A 26,675-nucleotide genomic window follows, 5' to 3' on the forward strand; every position below is an offset into this window, starting at 1 on the left:
TTGTGCCCGATGTCGTCCGGATCACCCGGAAGGAGGGCGGTCGGCTACCGCAGGACCAGGGTCGCGACCGCACCGCCGTCCGCCGCGTTGGCGAAGGTGAGCCGCGCACCCAGGACCTCCGCCTGCCCCAACGCGATGGTCAGCCCCAGCCCGTGTCCCTTGGACCCGCCCTCTGTACGGAAGCGCTGCGGCCCGTGCGCGACCAGGTACTCCGGATAGCCCACGCCGTGATCCCGCACGGTGACCACCGGTCCGTCCACCGTCAGGGACACCGGCCCCCGCCCGTGCTTGTGCGCGTTCGCCACCAGATTCCCCAGCACCCGTTCCAGCCGCCGCCGGTCGGTGTCCACCACGGCGTCCCGCACCACGGCGACCTCGGTCTCGGTCCCGGACGCCCGCACCACCCGCTCGGCCAACGCCCCCAACGGCTCGGTGTCCACCTCCGACCGCTCCCGCCCGCTGTCCAGCCGCGAGATCTCCAGCAGGTCCTCGGTCAGCGTGCGCAACGCGGCCACCCGGTCCCGCACCAACTCCGTGGGCCGCCCCGGCGGCAGCAACTCGGCCGCCGCGTGCAGCCCGGTCAGCGGGGTACGCAGCTCGTGCGCGACGTCCGCCGTGAACCGCTGCTCGGCGAGCAGCTTGCTCTGCAACGACGACGCCATGGAGTCGAGGGCGGCGGCCACGGCGGCCACCTCGTCCTGCGGCCGGGTCGGATCCTTCGTACGGGGATCGTCGACGCGCGCGTCCAGGTCGCCGGCGCTGATCCGCCGGGCCACCCGGGCCGTGGCGTGCAGCCGGCGCGTCACCCGGGTCACCGCGAACGCGCCCACCAGCACCGTCGCCCCGATCGCCAGCCCGGACGACCACACGATCGCCCGGTCCAGCCCCTCGATGGTGCGGGCCTGCTGCGAGTAGTCGACCTCGACCGCGAGGGCCCGCTCCCCATCGGCGGGGCCCGCCGCCCACATCGTGGGCCGCCCCCGGTACTCGGCGACCATCGTGCCGCGCTCCCCGGCGACGGCCAGTTCGCGCAGGGACTCGGGCAGCTCCGGCGGGTCGAGGGCGACGCCGTGCCGGAGGGTGTCCCCGGCCTCGAACGCCGCCGTCGCGTCCTCCAGCCGGGACAGCGCGAGGTCGCGGGCCTGGCCGACGGTCTGGTTGGTCACCGAGACGTGTACGAGGATGCCGAGCATCACGGCGAGCGCGCAGCACATCACCGTGATGAAGGCGGATGCCTTCACGGCGAGCGCGCCGGCCCACCGGGGGAGTCCGAGCCTCATGGCGTGCTCGCCGGGGAGGAGGGCGAACGGGACGCGGAGTGCGAGGCCGAAGGCGAGGCGGAGGGGCGGGGGGACTTGTGCGGCCCGGTGCGCAGCATCTCGTCGTGCGTGAGCAGCATCGCCTTCTGGTCCGCGTCCCAGGTCCACTGGAGCCGGTACTCGTAGCCGGCCACCTCGGACGGCGAACGTATGATCACCGACCGCCCGGCCAGCTCGACGCTGGAGACGGCGTCGTCCCAGGTCATCACCTGTACGAGCCGGTGCTTCTCGATGGTGTAGACGCGCACCGCGGTCGTCTTGCCGGGCATCAGCCGGAAGCCCACCGTCAGCTCGGGCTGTCCGTCGCCGGTCAGATCCCGGAGGTAGGGCCGCAGCACCGGGCACTTCCCGTGGCCGGCGCCCTTGGCGCAGTCGGCCATCAGCCGGCCGGTGTCGCGGTACGGGGCGTCGTCGCCCACGTAGTCCCCCGGGCTCTTGGCGATCTCCTTGCGCACGACCGCCACCGGGCTCACGTCGCGGAGGTCACCCCCGGGAACGGTGACGCCCTTGACGACCTCCCGGTTCACCTCGCCGATCTCGTAGGCGGGGCGGGATGCCGGCGTCAGCTTCGGCCAGAGCTTGTCCGGGCTGACCGCGGTCTCGGTCGGGCCCGCGCCCTTGAGCTCCCCGGCGTCACCGCACGCCGTGGCGGCCGCCAGCAGCAGTGCGAGAAGGACACCGAGCGCGGCGGTGCGCGCGGGGCGGCTGCGGGGCACGGTTCTCCTGGGGCTCGGGGCGGGTGTCGGCCCGTACACACTATTCGGACGGAAGTCCTTTTTGCGCACTCGGGGAGCGGACGGGCGAAACGGTTACTCGGCGAGTTCCTCAAGGAGCCGGGCGGTCGACAGGCCGGCTCCGAGGTAGTCGACGAACAGCTCGTTGTGCAGGGCCCACGGAGAGCGGCGGGAGCGTATCAGCCGGATCGCCTGGTCGGCGGAGTGACTCCGGCGGGTCAGGGCGTGGGCGATGACCAGTCCCGAGCGGTTGTACCCGTGATAGCAGCGGACGAGGACCCTGCGGCCCTCGTCCAGCGCCTCGCACGCCGCCTCCGCCAGCCGGATCACCCCCGAGAGCTGGGTGCCGTCCAGCGGCCCGTCGGGAATCGGCCACACCTGGTGCGGGACACCGGGATCCGGCCCGTGTCCGGGCAGGCGCAGCAGCGTCTGCACGAGATCGAACTCGTCCCGGACGACCGCGAACTCCAGTTGCCCCGACTGCCCCCGGAACTCGTGCCCGCCCATCCACAGACCGGGCACGATCTCGCTCCACGGGCTGCCCGGAGCCGGTACGTCGGGTTGCTTCCTGCGGCTATGCAACGGCGCCTCCCCGGCCACCCCTGGGGCCTGCCCAACTCCTCTCAAAGGTAGCCGGGTTCTTGCCCCCGCAGCACCCCGCCTGTTCCCATGGTCAGTGGGGTGATGGTGCATGAGCGGACTGCGCGTCATACCGGCTTGGCGGCACGGCCAGGAACGGCTCTACGTCTGCGCCGCGGACGGGCGGAACATCGCCTGGTACGACCGTGAGGCGGCCCGGATCAACCTGCTCTCCGACGACCGCAGAGACGACGTCCTGGAGGCCCTCGGCCCCTTCGTCACCGGCCCGGTGACCGTGGGCCCGCCCCCGGTCCCCACCCCCGCCGAGCTGGCCCGGCTGAGCCTGCACCCGGACGACGACCTCGCGCCCAACCGTCCCGGCGAGGCGCTCCTGGTCGCCCTCGACCGGGACCCGGGGCCCTCCCACCGGGTCCGTGCCGACCCGAGGCGCCGGGCGCTGACGGCGGAACAGACGGTCGGGGAGGCTCTGGACCGGCTGGACGGCGCGGGCTGGCACGCGCTGCACTCCGTGCCGCTGCCCGGCGGCGACCGGATCCACCATCTGGTGATCGGGCCCGGCGGGCTGTTCGCGCTGCACACCCTGTACGCCCGCAGGCGGAAGGTGACCGTCGCCGACCCGGTGGTCTCCCTCGGCCGCCGCGAGGCGTACCCCTTGCTCCGCCGCGTCCGCGCCGACGCCGACCGCGCCTCCTACGCCCTGACCGCCGAGGTCCACCCGGTCCTCGCCCTGGTCGCCCCGGCCGACGTGACGGTCACCGCACCGCCGCGGGACCTCCGTGTCCTGCGGGACACGGAGCTGGCGGGACTGGCCCGGCTGGGCGGGGTGCTGAAGCCGGCGGACGTGGAGGCGCTGCACGCGATGGCGAGGGACCGACGGGCGTGGCTCACCGCCGGCTGAGCCACGCGGTCCGCCCGGCGCGGGAAATCCAGCCCCTCCGGCGTTTGAGGAGCGGGGTCCGGGGCGGAGCCCCGGGAGGATGGGACGGGTAGGGGCGGCGGGGGCGAGGAAGGTCTACGGCAGCGCGCCCGCACCGTCCGCGTCGAGAAGCGGAGCCAGCAGGTCGCCGTACTTCTGGAGGCGCGGGGCCAGGTCCGGGGCGAGGACGGTGAGGGCGGCGGGGGAGCGGCACTGCGCCACCTCCTCCCAGGTGACCGGCGCGGAGACCGTGGGCTCGCGGCGGGCGCGCAGGGTGTAGGGCGTCGCCGTCGTCTTGCGGGCGGCGTTCTGGCTCCAGTCGACGAAGACCTTGCCGGGCCGCAGGCTCCTGGTCATCCGGTGGATCGCGAGCCGGGGCAGGTCCTTCTCGGCCTCCACGGCGAGTTCCCTGGCGTACTCGGTGGCCTGTGCGGAAGGCGCCGGCCGGATGGTCGCGGCGAGATGGAGGCCCTTCGAGCCGGAGGTCTTGGCGTACGCCTCGATGCCGTCGGCGGCCAGCCGCTCCCGCAGCCAGAGGGCGACCTCACAGCACTCGACCACGGTCGCGGGCGTTCCGGGGTCGAGGTCGAAGACCAGCCGGTCGGCCTCGCCGGGCGCGTCGATCACCCACTGGGGCGTATGGAACTCGGTGACGAGATTCGCGGCCCACATCAGGCTCGCGAGGTCCTGCACGAACACCATGCGGGCCGGCCCCTCGACGCGGGGGACCTCGGCCGTGGTGACCCAGTCGGGGGTGCCCGGCGGGACGTTCTTGGTGAAGAACACCTGGCCGTCCGGGCCGTCCGGGTAGCGCAGGAAGGACACGGGCCGGTCCCGCAGATGCGGCAGCAGGAAGTCGGCCGTGGTGGCGTAGTAGTGCAGCAACTCGCCCTTGGTGAAGCCGGTCGCCGGATACAGCACCTTCTCCAGATTGCTGAGCGCCAGCCGTCGCCCCTCCACCTCTGTGATCGGCGTCATACGATGAGAATTCCAGAAAACACGGTGGATGTCCGGGCAAGCCTGGCATGGCGATCGAAAGGGTGCTGCACGTGCGATCCATCTGGAACGGCGCCATCTCGTTCGGCCTGGTCAGCATCCCGATCAAGGTCGTGAACGCGACCGAGAGCCACACGATCTCCTTCCGCCAGATCCACACCGAGGACGGCGGCCGTATTCGCTACCGCAAGGTCTGCGAGCTGGAGGACCGCGAGGTCACCCAGGCCGAGATCGGCAAGGGCTACGAGGACGCGGACGGCACCATCATCCCGATCACGGACGAGGACCTGTCCCACCTGCCGCTCCCGACCGCGAAGACGATCGAGATCGTGGCGTTCGTGCCGGCCGACCGCATCGACCCGCTCCAGATGGAGAGCGCGTACTACCTCGCGGCGGGCGGGGCGCCCGCGGCCAAGCCGTACACGTTGCTGCGGGAGGCGCTGAAGCGGAGCCAGAAGGTGGCGATCGCGAAGTTCGCGCTGCGCGGCCGTGAACGCCTGGGCATGCTGCGGGTGGTCGAGGACGCCATCGCCATGCACGGGCTGCTGTGGCCGGACGAGGTCCGGGCGCCCGAGGGTGTCGCGCCGGACACGCATGTCACCGTGAACGACAAGGAGCTGGACCTCGCGGACGCCCTGATGGACACCCTCGGCGAGATCGAGCTCGACGAGCTGCACGACGCCTACCGCGAGGCCCTGGAGGAGGTCGTCGCCGCGAAGGCGGCCGGCGAGGCCCCGCCGGAGTCTCCCGAACCGGCGAAGTCCGGCAAGGTCCTCGACCTGATGGCGGCCCTGGAGAAGAGCGTCCGGGCGGCGAAGGAGTCGCGCGGCGAGGAGCCGGAGGAGGAGGCGGAGGTCCGGCGCATGCCCCGGAGCAAGACGTCCCGAGCGGCACCGAAGCAGACGTCCGGCAAGAAGTCGACCGCGACGAAGAAGACCGCGGCGAAGAAGACGGCGTCCGCGAAGAAGTCGACGTCGAAGACGGCTCAGGGAGCGAAGAGGACGACGGCGAAGAGCACCGCAAAGAGCACCGCCAAGAGCACGGCGAAGAGCACGGCGAAGAAGACGACGGCCAAGAAGGCCACGGTCCGTAAGCGCTCGGCCTGACCCGCCGCGCGCGATCGCTCACCGGGCCTCGCCCCACCCGGCCCCACCACGCCCCGCCCCGGCCGGCCTCACCGGTCAGCGCCTCCAGCCGTCCGCCGCAACGCCAACACCGCGTTGTGACCGCCGAACCCGAACGAGTTGCTGAGCACCAGGTCCCCGTCCGCCGGCAACGCGCGCGGTGCTCCCCGCACCACGTCCAGGTCGATCGCGTCGTCGACCTCCCCGGTCCCCACGGTCGGCGGCACCACCCCGTGATGCAGTGTCAGTACGGCGGCGACGGCCTCCACCCCGCCCGCGGCCCCCTGCAGATGCCCCAGGTGCCCCTTGAGCGCGGTGACGGGGACCCTCCGTCGCCCGAGTACCGCCCGCAGCGCCCCGGCCTCCGCGAGGTCGCCCTCGATCGTCGCCGTGGCATGGGCGTTCACATGGACGACGTCTCCGACCTCGCCCCCGGCGTCCCGCAGCGCCCGTCGCAGGGCGAGCGCGACGCCGGTGCCGGACGGGTCGGGGGCGGCCATGTGGTGGGCGTCGGCGGACAGGCCCCAGCCCGCGGCCTCGCAGTAGATCCGGGCGCCACGGGCCCGCGCGTGCTCCTCCGCCTCCAGTACGAGGATCCCGGCGCCCTCGCCGTTGACGAACCCGTTCCGGTCCTTGGCGAAGGGCCGGGAGGGGGAGCCCTTCGAGGGATCCCCGTCGGCCAGCGCCCGCATCGCCGCGAAGGACGCCATGATCGCCGGTGTGACGACCGCTTCGGCGCCGCCCGCGAGAGCGACGTCGAGCTGCCCGTACCGTATGCGGTCGATCGCCTGCCCTATGGCCTCCGTCCCCGACGCGCAGGCGCTCGTCACGGTCCTGGCCTCGCCGGTGACATGCAGGTCGAGCGAGATCTGGGAGGCGGCCTGCGAGGGCACGGTCATCGGCGTGGTCAGCGGCGAGACGGCCCGCGGCCCCTGCTCCCGCAACTTCCGGTCCCCGCCCACCAGTACGGACGCGTCCCCGAGGATGGCGCCCAGACTGACCCCCACCCGCTCCGGATCGACCCCGCTCTGCCGTGTGCCGCCCTCGGTGAACCCGGCGTCCACCCATGCCTCCCGGGCGGCCAGCACCCCGAAGCGCGCGGCCCGGTTCATCCGCCGGGCCACCGGCCTGGGCAGCAGTTCGCCGGGGTCCACGGGTACGACCCCGGCGACCCGCACGGGCAGCCCGGCGAACTCCTCCCCCTCCAGCTCTCCTATCCCGTGCCGCCCGTCGAGCAGCCCGCGCCACAACTCCCCGACCCCGACGCCCAGCGGCGTGACCGCCCCGAGTCCGGTGACGACGACCTTGCGGGGCTGGGACGCGGCGGCCACGCTCATCTGCATGTCCCCTCTGGTTGTTGAAGGGGAAACATGCCCAGCTTTTTCATGGCGTGCACATGCGGAAGGCGGGCTGTCTCGAAGCGGCCGCTCCACCGCGGCCGCCTCACAGCAGGTGCGAGGCGATGAACCCGGCCAACTCCCGCTTCCACGGGTTGAGATAGAAGTGGTTCCCCTCGAAGACCCGGACGTCCAGCCCCTTCGTCGTGACGTCCGACCACGACGCGAGGTCCTCCACCGCGCACGCGGGGTCGCGGTCGCCGCCGCAGGCCGTGACGGGAATCCCCAGCCGGTGCAGGTGGGCCGGGCGGTACGCCGCCAGCAGGCCGAAGTCCGCGCGCAGCGACGGCATGATCAGGGGGCGCAGGTCGGGGTGGTCGTAGACGTCGGCGCCGTCGGGATCCAGGACGCGGACGCGGTCCAGGATCTCGCGGTCGGTCGGGGCCGGGCAGGGCGGCTGCTCGTGCGGGACGCGGGGCCTGCTCCGGCCCGAGACGATCAGGCGGGCGAGGGTACGGCCGGGGACGTCCTCCAGCCGGCGGGCCACCTCGTACGCCACCGCCGACCCCATGCTGTGGCCGAAGAGGGCCAGCGGCAGGTCGTCGGTGACTTCGTGCAGCAGGGCCGCCGTGGCCGCGTCCGCCAGCTCCTCCATCGTGGTCGCGCACGGGTCGGACAGCCGGTCCTGGCGGCCGGGGTACTGCACCGACACGACCTCGATCTCCGGTGGCGTCAGCGTGGCCCAGTCGTGGAAGGAGACCGCCCCGCCGCCCGCGTGCGGAAAGCACACCAGCCGGACCCTCGCGCCGGGCGCGCTCACGCCCCGGAGCCATCGGGTCCGACTGTCCGGCACGGTCACGACTCCGCCTCGAACTCGGCGAGGAGCGCGTCCAGGGCGCCGTCGGCGTGGCCGTTCTCTTTCATGTCGACGATGCGGTGCGTCATGTCCTTCAGTGTGACCGGTTCGAGGAAGAGCTGGATCGGCACGTCGACGCCCAGCTCGTCGCGGAGCCTTCCGGCGAGGTGGACGGCGGTCAGCGAGTCACCGCCCGCCTCGAAGTACGTCTGCGTCAGATCGGCGGCACCGGTGAGATCCAGCGCCTCGGTCACCAACTCGGCCACCCGCGCTTCGAGTCCGCTCCGCGCCGGCTCGTGCGGTTCGTGCGGGGCCTGCGGCTCCGGCGTCGCGGGCCCGCGCAGGGTCAGCGAGCCGTGGCTCTCACCCGCGAACGGGTACGTCGGGAGCGACACCCGCCGCACGTCGCCGCCGAGGTCCGGCCAGCTCACCTCCCCGCCTCTCAGCCACGCCTCGCCCAGGGGGTCGGTCGTGGTGTCGCGGCGGCCCTCGGCCAGTGCCGTGAGCCGGTCGGCCGCCTCCCGTGCGTCGGCGGCCACGACATAGGCGCGTACGGGCATCCCGACCCGGCCCGTGCGCAGGGTGTGGGCGACGTCGGCCAGAGGCACCGACGGGGCGTCCGTCGAGCGCAGGCGTGCCGCCAGCCGCCCGGCGAGGGCGCTGAGTCGGGACGCGGTGCGGGCCGACAGCGGCAGGACCAGCGGGTGCGCGGCGATGGGCGCGGGCGCCCCGCGCTCGGGCGCCTCCTGCACCACCACGTGCACGTTCGTGCCGCCGATCCCCACCGAGGTCACACCCGCCAGCCGGGGCAGACCCGCCCGGCTCGGCCACGTCTGCGCCTCGGTCACCAGCCGCAGCGGCGACTCCCGCAGACCGGCGACCGGGCTCGTGACGTCCACCGTCGGCGCCAGTGTCGCGTGCTCCAGCATCAGGATGGTCTTGATCAGCGACGCCGCTCCGGCGGCCGCGTCCGCGTGCCCGATGTTCGACTTCACCGAGCCGATGCCGATCCGGCCGTCGGCGCCGCCCGCGAAGGCCGCGCCCGCCGCCTCCAGCTCGATCCGGTCCCCCAGCTCGGTCCCGGTCCCGTGCGCCTCCACGTACTGCGCCGCCGACGGCTCCAGCCCCGCCGCCGCCCACGCCTCCGTGATCGCGGCCGTCTGCCCGGCCACCCCCGGCGCGGTGAAACCGACCTTGCCGGAACCGTCGTTGGTGACCGCCGTGCCCCGGATCACCGCACGCACCGGGTCACCGTCGGCCAGCGCGTCCTCCAGTCGGCGCAGCACCAGTACGCCCACCCCGCTGCCCGGTACCGTGCCGGCCGCCTTCTCGTCGAAGGGGCGGCAGCGGCCGTCGGGGGAGAAGATCCCGCCCTGGTAGTGGACATAGCCCTGCCTGCGCACACTGCCGATGGCCACGCCGCCCGCGAGCGCCGCGTCGCACTCGCCGAGGAGGAGGGCCTGCACGGCGAGATGGACGGCCGTGAGGGAGGTGGAGCAGGCCGTCTGGACCGTCATGCTCGGGCCGTCCAGGCCCAGGCGGTAGGAGATCCACGGCGCCAGGAACTCGCGGTCGGTGAGGATCCGGACCTGGAGGGCGCCGATCGACGCCGCGAGCGCCGGGTCGGTGCCGGCCGCCAGGGCGTGTTCGGTCGGGCTGCCGCCCACGTAGACGCCGGTGCGCGGCGGGCCCGCCGCGGCGGCGGCAGACGGTGCGGTCAGCGGGGCGTACCCCGCGTCCTCCAGGGCGGACCAGGCGGTCTCCAGCAGGACGCGGTGCTGCGGGTCGAGCGCCGCCGCCTCGGTGCGGCTGAAGCCGAAGAGGTCCGCCTCGAAGCGGTCCGCGTCCGCGAGACGGCCCTGCGCGGCGACGTACGCGGGATTGCGCAGCTCCGCCGCGTCCGCCCCGTCGGCCAGGAGCTCCTTCTCGGTGAAGGCGGACAGGGAGCAGACCCCGTCGCGCAGGTTGGCCCAGTAGGCGTCGAGGTCGGGGGCACCGGGGAAGCGCCCGCTCATCCCCACGACGGCCACCGCGGACTCCAGGTCGTGCGGTGCTGCTTCGTCGGTCGTCATCGCGTCGTGCCTTTCCTGGAACGGAGCTTGTGCAGGGCCGCCCGGCGGTCGGTGCCACGCCGGGCCGCCTCTTCACGGGGTGCGGTGTCCTCGGCCGTACGGTCGAGATGGGCCGCCACGGCGGCGACCGTCGGGTGCCGGAACAGGTCGATCAGGGTGAGGTCGCGGTACTCCGGGTGGTCCTGGAGCCCGGCGAGCACGGCCAGCAGCCGTACCGAGTTCCCGCCCAGGTCGAAGAAGTTGTCGTGGACGCCGACCCGGTCCAGGGTCAGCACCTGCTGCCAGACCCGGGCCACGCGCCGCTCGGAGGCGCTGCCCGGTGCCGCGTACGACTGGCTCAACTCGGGCCGGGAGGAGGGCGGTTCGGGGAGCCGGGGCCGGTCGATCTTGCCCGAGCGGTTCAGGGGCAGTTCCGGCAGGCGCACGAAGACCTCCGGGACCATGTAGCCGGGGAGCCGCCCGGCCAGGTGGGCGCGCAGCACCCCGTCCGGGACGTCGGCCGTGGTGACGAGGTACCCCACCAGCTGCTGCTCGGCCCCCTCTCCCCGCACCGCCGCCGCGGCCATCGTGACGTCGGGATGGCCCGCCAGCAGCGCTTCGATCTCCCCGAGTTCGATCCGGTAGCCGCGCAGCTTCACCTGGGAGTCACCGCGCCCGAGGTAGTGCAGCACGCCGTGCGCGTCGATGCGGCTCAGGTCGCCGGTGCGGTACATCCGGCTGCCGGGCGGGCCGTAGGGGTCGGCGACGAAGCGCTCGGCGGTCATGCCGGGCTGGCCGAAGTAGCCGCGGGCCAGGGAGGCGCCGGCGACGTAGAGCTCGCCGGTCACACCGACCGGGACCGGGCGCAGACGCCGGTCCAGGACGTAGGCGCGGGTGCCCGGGACCGCGTGGCCGATCACCACCGGCTCGCCCGGGCGCAGCTCGGCCGTGGTCGAGTACACCGTGGCCTCGCTGGGGCCGTACGCGTTGACGATCCGCCGCCCCTCCTCGCCGAGCCGCTCGACCAGCTCGGCCGGGCACGCCTCGCCGCCGACCGCGAGCGTGCGCAGCTCGGGCAGGGCGCCGGGGGTGCGGGGGAGCGTCATCGCGGCCGACGGCGGCAGGAAGACGTAGGTGATCCGGGAGTCCCGCAGCCGCGCCTGAAGTGCCTCGCCGAGGCGCTCGTCCTCCTGCGCGATGTGCAGTTCCGCACCCGCGACCCAGGGGAAGAACAGGTCGGACACGGCCACGTCGAAGCCGAACGACACGAACTGCAGGACGCGGTCCGTCCCGGTCACCGGGAACACGGGCCGTACGTTGACCGCGAGGTTGAGCAGTGCGCGGTGTTCCACCGCCACGCCCTTGGGGACGCCGGTGGAGCCGGAGGTGTACAGGACGTAGGCGAGGTCGTCGGGCGTGCAGGTCACGGGGGTGACCGGAGCCACCTCGTCCGCGGTCTCGTCCACCCGCAGTTCCGGTACGTCCGTCTCGGTCAGGCCCGTGGTCCTCCGCGCCGTCAGCAGCAGGGACGTGCCCGAGTTCTCGACCATGTAGGCGAGGCGGGCCGCGGGGTGCGCCGGGTCCAGGGGTACGTACGCGGCGCCCGCGCGCAGGACCGCGAGGGCGGCGATGCCCATGTCGGCGCCGCGGGGGAGGAGGAGGCCGACGCGGTCTCCTCGGCGTACGCCGCGTGCCTGGAGGCGGGCCGCCAGGGTGTCGGCGCGTTGCAGCAGGTCACGGTAGGTCAGGCGTAGGTCGCCGCAGACCAGGGCGGTGGCCTCCGGCCGGGCGGCGGCCTGGTCTGCCACGAGGGTGGGCACCAGGTGCGCCCTCGGGGGCGCCGCAATTCGTTGACTGGCGGCTGCGGGTCCGTTGTGGCCGGTCGCGCGGTTCCCCGCGCCCCTTGGGGGCGCGTTGTCGTGCAGGGCGAGTAGCCCGTCCCGTTCGTCCTCCGGGAGCATGTCGACCGTCGACATCGGGGCGTCCGGATCGTCCAGCAAGCCCCCCAGCAGCGTCTCGAAGCAGCGCACCCAGCGCCGTACCGTCTCCGCCTCGAACAGCGCGCTGCGGTAGATCAGGTACGCGGCGAGATCGTCCCCCCACCGTTCCACCTGGAGGTGGAAGTCGAACTTCGCGGTGTCCAGCCCCACATGGACCCGCTCGACCTCCGCACCGGCCAGCCGCAGCGTCAGCTCGGTGTCGTCGTCGTAGCCGAAGACCACCTGGACGACCGGGTCGTGGCTGATCTCGCGCGCCGGGGCGACCGCGTTCACGACCGCCTCGAAGGGGGCGTCCTGGTACGGCTGGGAGTCCAGCAGCGCGGTGCGCAGGCGGGCGACGAGGTCGTGGTACGAGGGGTCGCCGGAGAGGTCGATCCGCAGGGCCAGGGTGTTGGTCAGCATGCCGACCATGTCCTGGAGTTCGGGGCGGTCCCGGCCGGAGACGGGGAACCCGATCACCAGGTCCTCGGAGCCCGACAACCGGCTCACGAACGCGGCGTAGGCGGCGAACACCGCCATGAACGGCGTACCGCCGCGCGTCCGGGCCGTCTCGGCGATCCGGTCGCGGACCCGGGCCGGCAGCGTCAACCGCTCGGTGCCGCCCGCCGCCGTACGGACCGCCCCGCGCGGCCGGTCCAGCGGCAGCGCGACCGTCTCGGGGGCGCCCCGCAGCCGCCCGGCCCAGTAGGCGACCGAGCCGGAGTACTCGCCGTCCGCCTGGCGCTCCCGCTGCCAGGCCGCGAAGTCCGGGAACTGCAGGGCGAGTTCGGGCCCGGTGTGGCGCAGGCCCTTGAGTTCGTTCTCGTACCCGGCCGACAGCTCGCGCAGCAGCACGCCCAGCGACCAGCCGTCGCAGACCAGATGGTGGGCGACGAGCAGGATGCGGTGGCTGCCGTCGGCCACGGCGTACAGCGTGCAGCGCAACAGCGGGCCCGCCGCCACGTCGAAGGGGCGGGCGGCGGCCGCGCGCATCCGGGCGTCCACCTCGGCCACGGGCACGTCGCGCTCCACGCGCGGCTCGACCCGTCCGGCCGCGGACACGATCTGGAGGGGCACCCCGTCGGGGCCGGTGCGCAAGACCGTGCGCAGCGACTCGTGGCGGGCGACGAGCGTGTCGAGGGCCCGCCCGAAGGCGGCCGGGTCGAACGGCCCGCGCACGGCGAAGGCGGCCGGCACGTGGTACGTCGCGCTGCCCGGGTCCATGTGGTCCAGGACGAGCAGCCGGGCCTGCGCGTCCGACGTCGGGAACTCGTACTCCTCGTCGTTCCCGGCCCCCGCGCCGGTGGTGTCCGCGGGTTCAGTCCCTGTGTCCAACGGTTCGCTCCCCCTGTGTGCGGTTCCGTGTCGCCTCGTGCGTCGCGTCGCGGTCCGCCTTCTCGACGACCGCCGCGATCCGTGCCGCCTGGGGCGGTTTGAAGACGTCGTAGTGCGTGCCCGGCAGTTCGTGGGCGTCGACCCCGACGGCGCCGCGCAGCCAGCCCGCGGTCTTCTCGGCCGTCGTGACACCCTCCGGGTCCTCGGTCGCGGAGAAGAGGGTCACGCGTCCGTCGTAGGGCGGAGGGCTCCACGCGCGGTGCAGCCGGATGTGGTGGGCCATGGTGTCCACCAGCGCGTGCGTCCGCGCGTCGTCGAACCCGGCGATCAGGCTCTCGTCGTGCCGGGCCAGCGCGAACGTCTCCGCCCGGGTCGCCGGCACGGCCGCGCCGGGCGCCGTGATGCGCAGCAGCATGCTCAGCACCTTCGCCTCCACGACCGCCGGGTCCAGCGGGACCCGGGCGACCTCGGGAGGCTTGGGCAGGGTGTCCACCACGCCGAGCAGGGCGACCTCCTCGCCGGCCCGGCGCAGCGCCACCGCGATCTCGTAGGCGAGCGGCCCGCCGAAGGACCAGCCGATCAGCAGATACGGCCCGTGCGGCTGGACGGCCCGGATGCGCTCGACATACGACTTCGCCATCTCCCCGATGGTCTCGGCCAGTTGGGGAACGCCCGTGCTCAGGGCCGGCGTCTGGAGGACGTACGTCGGGCGGTCCGGACCGAGCTGCGGGACCAGTCCGCGGTACCACCAGCCGAAGCCGGACCCCGGGTGCACGCAGAACAGCGGGGTACGGTCCGCGCTGCCCGCCCGCAGGGTGAGGAGCGGGGCGAGGCTGTCGTCGACCGCGTTCGGTCCGGGGCCGTTCAGCCAGTCGGCGAGCGCGGCGGGCCGCGACGCCTCGAAGAGACGCGGGACGGGCACCCGGAAGCCCAGCTCGACCTTGATGCGGGAGGCCAGGCGCAGTGCGAGCAGGGAGTGGCCGCCGGCCGTGAAGAAGTCCGTGTCCGGGTGCGCCGGCACGTCCAGCACCTCGCCGAACAGCCGGCACAGATCGCGCTCCAGCTCGGTGCGCGGCGCCCGCGACGGTGGGGTGACCGCCGCCGGGTCCGGCAGCGCCGCCCGGTCGACCTTGCCGTGCGCGGTGAGAGGGACGGCGTCGATGCGGGACCACAGGGAGGGCAGCAGATGCGCGGGGAGGATCCGCGCCGCGTGTTCCCGTACGGCGGCCGGCGTGACACCGTCCTCCAGGACCAGGTGGGCGACCAGACGCTTGCCCCCGGCCGGGTCCGCGGCCGCGCCGACCACCGCGCGCACCACTCCGGGGCCGCCGGTCAGGGCCGCCTCCACCTCCGCGGGTTCGATCCGGACGCCGCGCACCTTCAGCTGGCGGTCCGCGCGACCGGCGAACTCCAGCGCTCCGTCGGCCGTCCGGCGCACCAGGTCGCCCGTGCGGTACATCCGGGCGCCGGGCGGTCCGTGCGGGTCGGCGACGAAGCGCTCCGCGGTCTGGCCCGGACGGTTGAGGTATCCGTGGGCGAGCCCGGTGCCGGCGACGTACAGCTCGCCCACCGTTCCGTCCGGTACCGGACGCAGCAGGTGATCGAGGACGTAGGCGCGGGTGTGGTCGAGGGGCCGCCCGACGGGCACGGACGCGCCGACGTCCCCCGTCACCGGGTGGGCCGTGGCGAACACCGTCGTCTCGGTGGGGCCGTAGCCGTTGACGACCCGCGTGCCGGGACAGTGCTCGCGCACCCGTCGCACCGCCTCGGGCGCGAGGACGTCCCCGCCCGCCCACACCTCGCGCGCGGTACCGAGCACCTCGGGCGCGATCTCGGCGACGGTACGCAGGAGTTCGGCGGTCAGCCACAGGGCGGTGACGCGTGCCTCGGGCAGCAGCCTCTTCAGCAGGTCGGGGGTGACCGGGCCGGGCGGGGCGACCACGACCGTGCCGCCGTTCAGCAGGGGCACCCAGGTCTCGTAGGTGGCGGCGTCGAAGGTGTGCGGGCTGTGCAGGAGGACCCGCTCGTGGGCGCCGCCCGTGAAGCGGGTGTCGGCGGCGAGTTCGGCGACGGCCCGGTGCGGGGTGACGATGCCCTTGGGCTCGCCCGTCGAGCCGGAGGTGTACATCACGTAGGCGGGTGATTCGGGGTGCACGGCCGGCCTGGGCGGCGCGGCGACGTCAGGTCCGCTCGGGCTCAACACCCGTATTCCGGAGGGAAGTCGTCCTTGTCCGGTCGCGACCGCCACCCGCACCCCCGCCGCCTCCACCAGCGTCGCCAGCCGCCCTGCCGGAGCCTCGGGATCCAGGGGCAGACAGTAGGCGCCGGCCTTCAGCACCGCCAGCTGGGCGACGACCATGGCCACGGACCGGGCCAGCGGCAGCGCGACGCTCTCGCCGGGCCGCACCCCCGCCTCCCGCAGCCGCCCCGCCAGCCCGTCGGACGCGGAGTCGAGAGCGCCGTACGTCAGCACCTCGCCGTCGGACTCGACGGCCGGCGCGTCGGGCGTACGTGCCACCTGCTCGGCGAAGCGCCCGGGGACGCTCAGCGTCTCGCGCCCCGGCCGCCCCGAACGCACCGGCCCCTCGGCCAGGGCGAGCAACTGCCGCCGTTCCTGCGGGGGAAGGACGTCGAGCCGGTCGGCGGGCGTCTCGTGCGCGTGGGCCAGCGCGTCGAGGGCGTGCGCCAGCCGGGCGCCGACGGTGGCCGCGGAGATGCCCCGGCGGCAGCTGACCCGCAGCAGCATCCGCTCCCCGGCGACCACGGCGACCGTCACCGGGTAGTGCGTCGCGTCCCGCGTCTCGACCAGCTCGACGGCGCGAGCGGGTCCTTCGGCGCGGGGGAAGTTCTCGAACGCCAGGACCGTGTCGAAGAGTTCGCCCACCGCGGCGGCCCGCTGCACCTCCGACAGCCGTACGTGGTGATACGGCGCCAGCCGCAGCTGCTCGTCCTGGACGCGGGCCAGCAACTCGTCGACGCGCTCGTCGGGGCGCAGCACGATCCGCACCGGCAGTGTGTTGATGAACAACCCCACCATGCGCTCCACGCCGGGCAGATCATGCGGCCGCCCGGAGACGACCGCGCCGAACACGAGGTCGTCGGCACCGGTCATCCGGGCCAGCACCAGGGCCCAGGCGGTCTGCGCCACGGTGTTCACGGTGACCCCGGCGTCCGCCGCCCGCCGGGTGATCGCCCCCGTCAGCCCGGCGGTCAGCTCGATGTCGACCGTGTCCTCGGGCCCGTCCGGTCCGGCGGGGGACAGCAGGGCGGGCGGCGTCAGGCCGTCCAGAGCCTCCCGCCAGGCGGCCTGCGCGCGCACCTGGTCCTGGCCGTTCAGCCAGATCAGGAACTGCTTGAAGGGCACGGCGGGCGGCATCCCGGCGCCCTGCGTCAACGCCTGGAGGTCCTGTGCCAGCAACGGCAGCGACCAGCCGTCCAGCAGGATGTGATGCATCGTCAACAGCAGGTCGGCGCCCTTGTCGTGCCGCACCAGCGTGGCCCGCACCAGCGGTGGCCGGGCCGGGTCGAAGCGGCGGCCCCGGTCCTCGGCCACGAGACGGGCGAGCTCCGCCTCCGTCTCGTCCGCGGTGCGGCCGGTGCGGTCGATCTGCGTCCAGGACGGCTTCGCGGCGCGCGGGATCACCTGCACCGGCTGGTCGACGTTCTCGTGCCGGAAGCACGCCCGCAGGTTCGGATGCCGCTCCAGCAGCCCGGCCACCCCGGCCCGCACCGCCTCGGCCGTGATGCCGGGGGCGATCCGGAACCGGGCCTGCACCAGATACGGGTCGGGCCGCTCCGGATCGCGCAGGGCGTGGAAGAGCAGGCCCTCCTGGGCGGGGGAGAGCGGCAGCACGTCCGCGATACGGCCGCCCATCAGTGGTCCCCCTTGTCGTACACGTCGTCCTCTTCGTCGTACTCGTAGTCCTCGTCGTCCAGTCCGAACTCCAAGTCGCCCTCCAGTAGGGCGAGTTGATCCGACGACAGGTCGACCAGCGGGAAGTCGGAGCTGGTGTGGCCGCCCGTGCCGTCCCGGCGGGCGTGTTCGACCAGCACCTCGATCGCCTCGGACCACAGCCGGGCCAGCTCCAGCACCTCGTCCTCGCCGAGCACCCCGCTCGCGTACGAGAAGCCGGCGCTCAGGCGCAGCCGCCCGCCGTCCTGCTCCAGCACGACCGCGTCCACCTCCACCGCGTGACCGAGCGGCAGCGCCTGAGCGGCCATGCCGAGCAGCTCGCCGTCGGCCGTGTCGCCGCCGGAGAACCGGCCCAGGTAGTTGAAGCGCAGGTCCGGGACGGGCAGTGCGGCCAGCTTCGGGGCCGTGTCCGGGTTGAGGTGGCGCAGCAGCCCCCAGCCGAGACCGCTTTGCGGGACCGCGCGCAGCTGCTCCTTGATCTGCTTGAGCGCCTCACCGGCCGCGTCCCGCGCGGGTTGCCAGAAGTCCGGGCCGAGCGCACCGCCCGCGTCCAGCCGGACCGGGTACTGGGTGGTGAACCAGCCGACCGTGCGGGAGATGTCGGCGGGCGCGGACAGCACCTCGCGACCGTGGCCCTCCAGGTGGACCAGCAGACCGGTGCCCGCCCGGGGATCCGCGCCCCGCCGCCGTGCCGCCGCCGCGGCCAGGGCGGTGAGCAGCACCGCGTCCGCGCCGCAGTGGAAGGCCGCCGTCACCTCGGACAGCGCCGCCTCGGTGACCTCGGGTGTCAGCTCCACGCCGAGCACGGCGCGGCGTGCTCCGGCACCCCGCCCGCCCGCGATCCGCGCGTCCGGGCCGGTCAGCATCCGCTCCCACCAGGCGCACTCCACGTCCGCCAGTCCGGGCCGGACCGCCTCCCGCGCCAGCAGCCGAGCCCAGCGGGCGAAGGACGTTCCGGTGTTCCCCGGCAGCGGCGCCCCGGCCAGCCCCGCCGCCAGCTCGGGACCCAGCAGCCGCCAGGACACCCCGTCCACCGCCAGGTGGTGCACCGTCAGCAACAGCAGGCCCTGCTGCCCCAGGGGCGCGTCGAGCCAGGCGGCCCGCAGCATGTCCCCCCGCGCCGGGTCGAGCCGCACCGCCGCCGCCAGCTCCTCGGCCAGTTCCCGCGGGTCGGTACCGACGGGCACCTCGACCCGGCCGACCGCGACCTCGGGGACGGTCCCGGGAACCTCCAGGTCCCCGTCCGCCAGCCGCATCCGCAGCACACCGTGCCGCTCCACCAGGCCCCGCACCGCCGCCTCGACCCGCTCCGGGCCCGCGTCCGCCGGCACCGGGAACACCATCGACTGCGTGAACGCGGCCACGTCCCCGCCCTGTTCGCGCCACCAGCGCATGACCGGCGTGAGCGGGAAGCGCCCCGTACCGGCGTCGTCGCCGGCGCCAAGTCCTGTCGCCTCCCGGGCCGTCAGCGCGAGCGCGGCAGGCGTACGAGCCGTGAAGACGTCACGCGGCGAGATGCCGAGCCCCGCCCCCGACGCCCGCCCCGCCAGCTGGATCGCCATGATGCTGTCGCCGCCCAGCCGGAAGAAGTCGTCGTCGGCGCCGACCCGTTCGACGCCCAGCACTTCTTCGAACAGGCCGCACAGAGCGACCTCGCGGGCCCCCTCCGGGAGTCGCCCGGAGTCGCCCGGCCGCATCCCCGGCGCGGGCAGCGCCGCCCGGTCCAGCTTCCCGTTGTGGGCCAGCGGCAGCGCGCCCAGCACCAGCACGTCGGACGGCACCAGGGCGGCGGGCAACCGCCCGGCGGCGTACGCCAGCAGCGCGTCCGGGACCGGCACGCCCTCGCCGGACCCCACGACGTACGCGACGAGCCGCGCCCTGCCCGGCCGGTCCTCCCGTACGACGGCCACCGCCTGCCCGACCGAGGGATGCCCGGTGAGGACGGCCTCGATCTCGCCCGGCTCGACGCGATGGCCGCGGATCTTCACCTGGTCGTCGGACCGGCCCAGATACTCCAGCTGCCCGTCGTCCCGGCGCCGGGCCAGGTCCCCGGTGCGGTACATGCGGTCGCCGGGCGCACCGCAGGGGTCGGCGACGAACCGTTCGGCGGTCTGCCCCGGCCGGCCCAGATAGCCGTACGCCACGCCCGGCCCCGCCAGATAGAGCTCGCCGCACACCCCGGGCGGCACCGGCCGCAGCCGTCCGTCGAGGACGTACGCGCGCGTGCCCGGCAGCGGGGAGCCGATGGGCGGGGTGGTGCCGTCGCCGGTCAGCGGGCCGGACACGGTGGCGCCGACGGTGTACTCGGTCGGCCCGTACGCGTTGTGGAAGCGGCGCCCGTCGACGGCCCAGCGGGCCACCAGGTCCGGCGGGCACGCCTCGGCGCCCGAGGCCAGCGACCGCAGCTCCGGATACTCCCCGGCGGGCACGGTCGCCAGCACCGAGGGCGGCAGCAGCGCACAGCTGATCCGCCGACCGGTCAGCATCTGGGCGAGTTCCTGGCCGGCCAACGGGCCCTGCGGCGGTACGACGAGAGTGCCGCCGGACGCGAAGGCCATGCACAGCTCGCCCACGGAGATGTCGAATGCGGGCGAGCCCAGGTGGAGCACCCTGCTGTCCGCGTCCAGCGCCAGCGCCTCCACGAGGCCCTCCGCGAGGGCCGTCAGGCCCGTGTGCGGGACGACGACGCCCTTGGGGCGGCCGGTCGAGCCCGAGGTGTGGATGACGTAGGCGGGCGTCGAAGGGTCCAACTCCACGGCCGTCAGCGGCTGTTCGTCATAGGCGCGGTCGTCGAGGACGAGCGCCGGGACGTCCGTCTCCGGCAGTGCCCCGGGCCCGCCGACCACCACCAGCACCGGCGCCGCGTCCGCCAGCGCCCCACGGATGCGCTCCGGCGGATGGTCCGGGTCGACCGGCAGATGGGCGGCGCCCGTGCGCTGCACCGCCAGCAGGGCCTCGACCATGGCGGCCGTGCGGCCCAGCGCGAGGGCCACGACGCGGCCGGGACCGGACCCGTGCCGGGCCAGCCGGGCGGCCAGCCGGTTCACGCGGTCGGTCAGCTCCGCATACGTCAGCCGCAGGCCGTCCGCCTCCAGCGCCAGGGCGTCGGGGGTACGGGCCGCCTGCCGGGCCACCAGGTCGGGCAGGGCGCGCGGCACCGGGGCGGGAGCGCCGGACGCGAGCTGAGCCACGCGGCTCCGGTCGGCCTCCGGCACCAGCCCGACCTCGGCCAGCGGCACCCCGGGATCGGCGGTGAAGCGGCGCAGCAGCTCCAGGTAGGCGTCCGTCCAGTGCCGTACGGAGTCGGCGTCGAAGAGGGCCGTACGGATCTCGAAACTGCCGTCCATCGTGCCGTCGTCGGCGTCCCGGACGATGCCGACGAGGTCGTGCTCGCCACCGGTGTGGATGCGCTCGGGCTCGCTGAACTCCCGCAGAGCGGCCACGCTGCGCTGCTGGGTGAGGTGCATGAACACCCACTGGAACAGCGGGGAGCGCCCGGCGCTGCGGTCGGGCGCGACCGCCGACACGATCCGGCCCACGGGCACGTCGGAGTGGGCCATCAGCTCGGGGAAGTCCGCGGCGAACCGGGCGAGCACGTCGGCGAAGGAGTCACCGGGGCGGATCCGCCAGCGCGTCGGGATGGCGTTCATGACGTACCCGATGACCCGCTCCAGGCCCTGGGCGGCGCGGTTGGCGGTCGGGGTGCCGAGCACCAGGTCGTCGGCGCCGCTGAGGCGGTGCGCGAGGACCGCGAAGGCCGCCATCAGGACGACGTAGACGGAGGCGCCGCGCTCCCGGGCCAGCGCCCGTACCGCCTCGGCGGTCGGCGCGTCGACCTTGAAGGGGATCTGCGCGATGCCCTCCGCGAGCCCGTTCCCGGCGCCCGGCACGGCGAGCGGCCCCGGCGGCTCGGCGAGATAGCGGCGCCAGAAGTCCAGCCGCGCCTCGAAGACCCCGGACTCCGCCAACTCGCCCTGCCAGGAGGCGAAGTCGGCGTACTGGATCCGGGGACGGGCCGGGGCCGGGACGGTACCGGCGCGCAGCGCGCGGTGCACCTCGGCGAACTCGGCCTGCAGCACGTCGAAGGACCACCAGTCGGCGATCACGTGGTGCAGGCTCAGCATCAGCGTGGTGCGCCGCTCGTCGACCGTGACGAACCGGGCCCGCATCAGGGGCGCGCCCGCGAGGTCGAAGGGGCGGCGCCGGAAGGTCTCGAAGGCTTCGGCGATGGTGGTGCCGGTGCCGCGCAGGTCCTCCCGCTCCAGGCGAAAACGCTCCTCCGGCGGGAAGGTGACGGTGAGCGCGCCCGGTTCGCCGTCGATGCGGGCCCGCAGAATGTCGTGCTGCCCCCGGACCAGGGTCAGTGCCGTCTCCAGGCGCCCCGGGTCGACCGGCTCGACCGTCTCGTCGAAGTGGTAGGCACAGCACAGGTTCAGCGCCGGGGTGCCCGGGTACAGCGACTCGTACACCCACAGGTCCTCCTGCGCCGGGCTGAGCCGCACCGGCCCGTCCCCGTCGCGCGGCGGCACGACCGCCGGGATCAGCCCCGCCTGCCCGGACTCCACCAGCCGCCGCATCAGCCGCACCCGCTGTTCACCGCTGAGCGCGCTGAACCGCTCGGCCATCGACGCGCCGGCCGCCCCCGTTGTCGCCGTCACGCCACGTCCTCCCGCAGTTCGGCCAGCCGGTGCAGCCCGGCCAGCACCTCGTCGCGGCCGAGCCCGAAGTCCACGAAGCAGGCGACCTCGTCGCAGCCCAGTTCGCGCAGGTCGGCGAGCATCTTCCGGCAGGTCTCGGCGGAGCCGAGCAGACTGCCCCAGGTCAGATAGCGGTGGAAGGCGAACTCGGCGAGCATCGCGGTCTGTTCGGCCGTCAGCTCCGCCGTCGCCCGGTCGGCCGTGCGGTTCGCCGTGGTCTGCCGTACGTACGACCGCAGATACCTCTTCAGCGGTACGGCGGTCAGGCGGCGCGCCTCGGCGTCGTCCGCGCCGACGAACGTGTGCGCCATCAGCGTCACCCGGCCGTGCGCGTCGGTGCCGCCCTGGTCGGGGGCGGCCGCGCAGGCCGCGCGATAGCGGGCGATCCGCTCGGCCAGTTCCTCCCGGCTCTGCCCGACGGTCGCCCCGAGCACCCCGGCGCGCAGGCTTCCGGCGGCCTCCCAGGTCGCGGGGTTGCCGGAGCTGGTGAGCCACAGGGGGAGGGTGTCCTGCACGGGCCGGGGCTGCGGCAGGACGGCGACCGAGGCGCCGGTGCCGTCGGTGAACTCGGCCGCCTCGCCCGCCCACAGCCGGCGCAGCAGCGGAATGTCCCGCAGGGTCCGCTCGCGGCGGTCCTCGTAGTGGCCGGGGGCGAGGACGAAGTCGGCGGAGTGCCAGCCGGTCGCGGCCGACAGCCCGATCCTGCCGTGCGACAGGTTGTCGACGACGGCCCAGTCCTCCGCGATCCGCAGCGGATGGTGCAGCGGCAGGATCACGCTGCCCGCCCGGATGTTGATCCGCTCGGTGGCCACGGCGAGCGCCGCGCTGAGCACCGGCGGGCTGGGGAACACCTGTCCCACCTGCTGGAAGTGCCGCTCGGGCGTCCAGATCGCGTGGAAGCCGAGCCGGTCCGCCACGCGGGCGACGGTGAGGATGTCGTCGTAGGCCCGGCTGTGCGGCGCTGCGCCGCCCCCGGCCGTGGTCCCGGCGGGCGTGTCGGCGCCGAAGAACATCACGCTCAGGTCCATGGCACCTCCTTCTGACTGGTGTCGGTACGGCTGTCGCGGCCTTGCTGCCGGGGAACGCGCGGCCGCCGCAGGATGGGCGCGGCGGCATCGGGCGCCTCGGCCGGTGCCCGCTCCAGCTCGGCGGCGAGGGCGGCGACCGTGGGGGAGGTGAACAGCTGGGCGGCCGTCACCGTGCGCCCGGCGCCGGTGAGCCGGGCCGCGACCCGCACCGCGCGCAGGGAGTTGCCGCCCAGCTGGAAGAAGTCGTCGTCCGGGGCGATGCCCTCGACGCCGAGGACGTCGGACCAGACGGCGGCGATCTCCCGGCGCAGGGCGGAGCCGGCCGGACCCGGGGTGCCGGCGGGGGGCTCGGGGGCGCGGAGCGCGTCCAGGGTCGGGTCGGCCCGCCGGGGCGGTTCGGGCAGGGGGAGCCGGGACAGCGGTACGTCCGGATCGGCGGCCGCCGCTCGCAGCGCCTCGACGACGGCGTCCGCCAGCCATGCCGCGAACTCCGCCTCCAGACACGAGGTCCGGTACTCGATCACCAGCGTCATACCGTCCGGCGCGCCCGACGGCCCGTACTCGTCCGTGACGTCGACCAGCAGCTCGAACCGGGCCGTGCCGGTCCGCAACGGCTCCACGCCGGACGCGGCACCGGGCAGGTCCACCTCGGCGCGGGCGTTGTTCTGCAGCGCCAGCACCACCTCGGTGAACGGCTGCCGCCCCGGTGGCCGTACCGGGTTGAGCGCTCCCACGACGTCCTCGAACGGCACCTCCTGGTGGGCGAAGGCGTCCAGCGCCGCCTCCCGGGTACGCGCGAGCAACTGCCGGGCCGTCGGATCGCCGGACGCGTCGGTGCGCAGCACCAGCATGTTGACGAAGAACCCGACGACGTCGTCGACCGTGCCGTCGTGCCCCCGCCCCGCGACCGGCGAGCCGACCGCGAGATCCGCGCCCGCTCCGGCCCGCACCAGCGCCGCGGCGAGGGCGGCGTGCAACGCCATGAACAGCGTCGCCCCCTCGGCCCGCGCCACCTCGACGATCCGCGCGTGCGCGGCCGCGTCCAGCCGTCGTACGACGGTGGTGGCGTCCCGGCCCGGTACCGCGGGCCGCCCGGGGCGCCGCGGGAGCAGGGGGCCGCCGGCCGGGAGATCGGCCAGGGTCTTGTGCCAGAAGGTGAGCTGGGTGGCGGCGAGGGATCCCGGATCGTCCGCCGAGCCGAGCCGCTCCTGCTGCCGCCGGGCGAAGTCGGCGTACGGGACGGGCAGTGGGGCGAGCCGCGGCTCGACACCGCGGACCCGGGCGGCGTAGGCACGCGACAGGTCCCGGAAGAGCGGGGGCAGGGACCAGCCGTCGCCCGCGATGTGGTGCAGCACGAGCAGCAGCGCGTGCTCACCCGGCCGGTCCCGGACACCGAACAGCACGGCGTGCAGGGGGAGTTCGGCGGCCAGGTCGAACCGGTGCCGGGCCGATTCGGCGACGGCTCGCGCCTGCTCACCGGAATCGACCTCGACCTGCCGCAGCCGGGGGCGTGCCGCGACGCCGTCCAGCACCCGCTGACCGGGCTCTCCGTCGCGCTCCTCGAAGACGGTACGCAGCGCTGTCTGCCGGGCGGCCACGTCCCCGAGGGCGGCCCGAAGCGCCTCCGCGTCGACCTCGCCGCGCAGCCGCACCAGCACCGGCAGGGTGTACGCCGTCCCCGCGTCGACCCGGTCCAGGAACCAGAGGCGGCGTTGGGCGTACGACAGGGGCAGCGGGCCGTCGTTCGTCAAGGGTGCGGGCACCGGGGCCCGGTCGCCCTGTGCTGCCGCGCCCTCCCTGTCCGCCGTCCTGGCCTTCGCCACCAGGGGCACCAGCGCCGCCGGCGTCCGGCCCTCGAACAGCGTCCGTACGCCGACCCGGGCGCCCAGCGTCAGCTGGATCCGCCCCAGCAGACGCGCCACCATCAGCGAGTTGCCGCCGAGCGCGAAGAAGTCGTCCTCGGGGCCGACCGACGCCACCCCCAGCACCTCGGAGAAGAGCCCGCACAGCGCCTCTTCGACCGGGTCGGACGGCTGCCGTGCCGTCGCCGAGGCGAGCGAGCCGGTGATCGGGCCGGGCTCCGGAAGCGCGGCCCGGTCCAGCTTGCCGTTGGCCGTGAGGGGCAGTGCGTCCAGGACGACGAAGGCGGCCGGGACCAGGTAGTCGGCCAGCACACGAGCGGCGTGCTCGCGCAACTCCCGCTCGGACGGGCGCGGCCGGCGTCCCTCGCGTGGGACGACGTAGGCGATCAGCCGCTTCTCACCCGCGGCGTCGGGACGGGCCACGACGGCGGCCCGGACCACCCCCGGATGGCGGGCCAGCACGGTCTCCACCTCGCCGGGCTCCACCCGGAACCCGCGGATCTTGACCTGGCCGTCGGCCCGTCCCCGGTACTCCAGCACCCCGTCCGCCGCCCGCCGCCGCACCAGGTCACCGGTGCGGTACATCCGCTCCCCGGCGGCCCCGTCCGGGTCGGCCACGAACCGCTCGGCGGTCAGTTCGGGACGGCCGCAGTAGCCGAGGGCGACGCCCGCCCCGGCGGCGTACAGCTCACCGGTCTCGCCGTCCGCGACGGGCCGCAGCCGTTCGTCGAGCACCCGGAGCCGTTTGCCGGCCAGGGGGCGGCCGATCGGTACCGGAGCACCGTCGCGCACCTCCTCGGCGGTGACCGGATGGACGCTCAGGAAGACCATGCCCTCGACCGGGCCGTAGCCGTTGCTCAGCCTCAGCGCGGGGTGGCGCTCCAGGGCGCGGGCCGCGTGCGCGGGCGACAACGGCTCGCCTCCGACGATCAGTTCGCGCAGTCCGGTGAGGGCGCGCGGGTACTCGTCGACGATCACGCCGAAGAGGGACGCGGAGAGATACAGGGAGGTGACGGCGTGCCGGTCGAGCAGGTCGGCCATCACCACGGGGTCGGGGCGCTGCCCCGGGTGCAGTACGCACACGCCGCCGCCCAGCAGCGGGCCCCACAGCTCCATCGCGAACGCGTCCCAGGACACCGGGGAGCTCTGGAGCCACACCGCATCCGCCCCGAAGGAGGCGAAGTCCTGCCCGGTCAGCGTCCCGGTGATCGCGGCATGGGAGGCGACGATGCCCTTGGGGCGGCCGGTGGAGCCGGAGGTGAACATCACGCAGGCCGGGTCCTGGGGCCGTACCCGCACGGTGCCGCGCCGGAGCGGTTCGGTCCGCCCGGCGTCCTCCACCGCGATCGACTCGGCCTCGCCCACGGGCTGTCGGGTGCCGCGTCGGGACACCACCAGGGCGACACCCGCGTCGGCCGCCATCCCGCGCAGCCGCTCCGCCGGAAAGTCCGGGTCGAGCATCACATGGCCGGCCCCGGCCTTGAGCGTGCCGAGCAGGGCGACCACCATCTCGGCGGACCGCTCCAGGTATACGCCCACCAGGGCCCCCGGCCGCACACCGCGCCGTCGCAGCAGCCCGGCGAACCGGTCGGCGCGGGCGTCGAGTTCGCCGTAGGTCAGCCGTTGGCCGCCGTACACCAGCGCGGTCGCCGCGGGTGTCCGCCGAGCCTGTTCCTCGAAGAGTTCATGCACACCGTGCAACGCCCCCGTCGTCCCCATCTCAGGCGTCTGCGCCCGTGCGGGTGGGACATATGTCCGTCCAGCGGGCCTCGACGAAGGCGAGGCAGTCGGCGCGGCTGCTCGCGGTCAGGGCCACGTCCCACCCGTCCGGCACGGTGATCCCGTCGGGCCACAGCGAGAACTGGCCCTCGGCGTTGGTGAGTACGAGATAGGTCCCGTTCTCGTCCTCGAACGGATTGGTGGTCATG

14 protein-coding genes and 1 pseudogene are annotated in these 26,675 nt (G+C 74.5%); 2 read left to right on the forward strand and 13 right to left on the reverse strand.

The genetic code is table 11. The annotated features are described in order from the left end of the window. Positions 1–44 precede the first annotated feature (44 nt). From ACFU95_RS03740 to ACFU95_RS03750, 3 genes are all read right to left on the reverse strand, one after another. The gene (locus ACFU95_RS03740) at positions 45–1,280 is read right to left on the reverse strand and encodes an ATP-binding protein (protein ID WP_383821181.1); all 1,236 of its coding nucleotides are present in this window, start codon (positions 1,278–1,280) and stop codon (positions 45–47) included. Continuing rightward, entirely contained in the window at positions 1,277–2,035 is a 759-nt protein-coding gene (locus ACFU95_RS03745; RefSeq protein WP_383821184.1) for a hypothetical protein, read from the reverse strand. Before ACFU95_RS03745 ends, ACFU95_RS03740 begins: the two co-directional genes overlap by 4 nt. 93 nt (positions 2,036–2,128) lie before the next feature. Beyond that, on the reverse strand, positions 2,129–2,635 hold the full coding sequence (locus tag ACFU95_RS03750; RefSeq protein ID WP_383821187.1) for a dual specificity protein phosphatase family protein: 507 nt from the start codon (positions 2,633–2,635) through the stop codon (positions 2,129–2,131). A gap of 109 nt (positions 2,636–2,744) precedes the next feature. On the opposite strand from ACFU95_RS03750, the gene ACFU95_RS03755 reads away from it, so the two are divergent. Further along, positions 2,745–3,551: a nuclease-related domain-containing protein gene (locus tag ACFU95_RS03755; protein WP_383821190.1), complete on the forward strand. Its 807-nt coding sequence runs from the start codon at positions 2,745–2,747 to the stop codon at positions 3,549–3,551. 114 nt (positions 3,552–3,665) lie between these two features. Here ACFU95_RS03755 and ligD read toward each other — a convergent pair whose 3' ends face one another. Then, positions 3,666–4,547 carry a non-homologous end-joining DNA ligase gene (gene ligD, locus ACFU95_RS03760; RefSeq protein WP_383821192.1) on the reverse strand — a complete coding sequence of 294 codons (882 nt, stop codon included), beginning with the start codon at positions 4,545–4,547 and terminating at the stop codon, positions 3,666–3,668. A gap of 71 nt (positions 4,548–4,618) precedes the next feature. Between ligD and ACFU95_RS03765 the strand changes: the two genes are divergently transcribed. Next, on the forward strand, positions 4,619–5,671 hold the full coding sequence (locus ACFU95_RS03765) for a Ku protein (RefSeq protein WP_383821195.1): 1,053 nt from the start codon (positions 4,619–4,621) through the stop codon (positions 5,669–5,671). 68 nt (positions 5,672–5,739) lie between these two features. Here ACFU95_RS03765 and ACFU95_RS03770 read toward each other — a convergent pair. The 9 genes and pseudogenes from ACFU95_RS03770 to ACFU95_RS03810 all read right to left on the reverse strand — a co-directional run. After that, positions 5,740–7,002 (reverse strand): annotated as a pseudogene (locus tag ACFU95_RS03770) (beta-ketoacyl-[acyl-carrier-protein] synthase family protein); the annotation flags it as partial. Positions 7,003–7,132: 130 nt separating this feature from the next. Next, positions 7,133–7,846, reverse strand: a complete 714-nt coding sequence (locus tag ACFU95_RS03775; protein WP_383821198.1) for a thioesterase II family protein — start codon at positions 7,844–7,846, stop codon at positions 7,133–7,135. 35 nt (positions 7,847–7,881) lie between these two features. Beyond that, entirely contained in the window at positions 7,882–9,954 is a 2,073-nt protein-coding gene (locus ACFU95_RS03780) for a beta-ketoacyl synthase N-terminal-like domain-containing protein (RefSeq protein ID WP_383821201.1), read from the reverse strand. Beyond that, positions 9,951–13,247, reverse strand: a complete 3,297-nt coding sequence (locus tag ACFU95_RS03785; protein WP_383821203.1) for an amino acid adenylation domain-containing protein — start codon at positions 13,245–13,247, stop codon at positions 9,951–9,953. The genes ACFU95_RS03780 and ACFU95_RS03785 overlap by 4 nt, the downstream gene beginning before the upstream one ends. Then, positions 13,231–17,121 carry an amino acid adenylation domain-containing protein gene (locus ACFU95_RS03790; protein ID WP_383821206.1) on the reverse strand — a complete coding sequence of 1,297 codons (3,891 nt, stop codon included), beginning with the start codon at positions 17,119–17,121 and terminating at the stop codon, positions 13,231–13,233. The genes ACFU95_RS03785 and ACFU95_RS03790 overlap by 17 nt, the downstream gene beginning before the upstream one ends. Then, positions 17,121–21,818 (reverse strand): amino acid adenylation domain-containing protein, encoded by a 4,698-nt coding sequence (locus ACFU95_RS03795; RefSeq protein WP_383821209.1) that lies wholly within the window; start codon positions 21,816–21,818, stop codon positions 17,121–17,123. The genes ACFU95_RS03790 and ACFU95_RS03795 overlap by 1 nt, the downstream gene beginning before the upstream one ends. Beyond that, complete coding sequence (locus ACFU95_RS03800) at positions 21,815–22,885, reverse strand: MupA/Atu3671 family FMN-dependent luciferase-like monooxygenase (protein WP_383821212.1); 1,071 nt, start codon at positions 22,883–22,885, stop codon at positions 21,815–21,817. Before ACFU95_RS03800 ends, ACFU95_RS03795 begins: the two co-directional genes overlap by 4 nt. Next, complete coding sequence (locus ACFU95_RS03805; protein WP_383821415.1) at positions 22,876–26,439, reverse strand: amino acid adenylation domain-containing protein; 3,564 nt, start codon at positions 26,437–26,439, stop codon at positions 22,876–22,878. The genes ACFU95_RS03800 and ACFU95_RS03805 overlap by 10 nt, the downstream gene beginning before the upstream one ends. Before the next feature lie 28 nt (positions 26,440–26,467). Next, entirely contained in the window at positions 26,468–26,674 is a 207-nt protein-coding gene (locus tag ACFU95_RS03810; RefSeq protein WP_383821214.1) for an MbtH family protein, read from the reverse strand. Position 26,675 lies beyond the last annotated feature (1 nt).

Source organism: Streptomyces sp. NPDC057623 (genome assembly GCF_042800355.1).
Taxonomy (GTDB): domain Bacteria; phylum Actinomycetota; class Actinomycetes; order Streptomycetales; family Streptomycetaceae; genus Streptomyces.

Coding starts and splice junctions, on each gene's coding strand:
- ACFU95_RS03800 (WP_383821212.1), bottom strand. CDS start 22,885: ATGGACCTGAGCGTGATGTTCTTCGGCGCCGACACGCCCGCCGGGACC.
- ligD (WP_383821192.1), bottom strand. CDS start 4,547: ATGACGCCGATCACAGAGGTGGAGGGGCGACGGCTGGCGCTCAGCAAT.
- ACFU95_RS03780 (WP_383821201.1), bottom strand. CDS start 9,954: ATGACGACCGACGAAGCAGCACCGCACGACCTGGAGTCCGCGGTGGCC.
- ACFU95_RS03740 (WP_383821181.1), bottom strand. CDS start 1,280: ATGAGGCTCGGACTCCCCCGGTGGGCCGGCGCGCTCGCCGTGAAGGCA.
- ACFU95_RS03810 (WP_383821214.1), bottom strand. CDS start 26,674: ATGACCACCAATCCGTTCGAGGACGAGAACGGGACCTATCTCGTACTC.
- ACFU95_RS03790 (WP_383821206.1), bottom strand. CDS start 17,121: ATGGGCGGCCGTATCGCGGACGTGCTGCCGCTCTCCCCCGCCCAGGAG.
- ACFU95_RS03755 (WP_383821190.1), top strand. CDS start 2,745: ATGAGCGGACTGCGCGTCATACCGGCTTGGCGGCACGGCCAGGAACGG.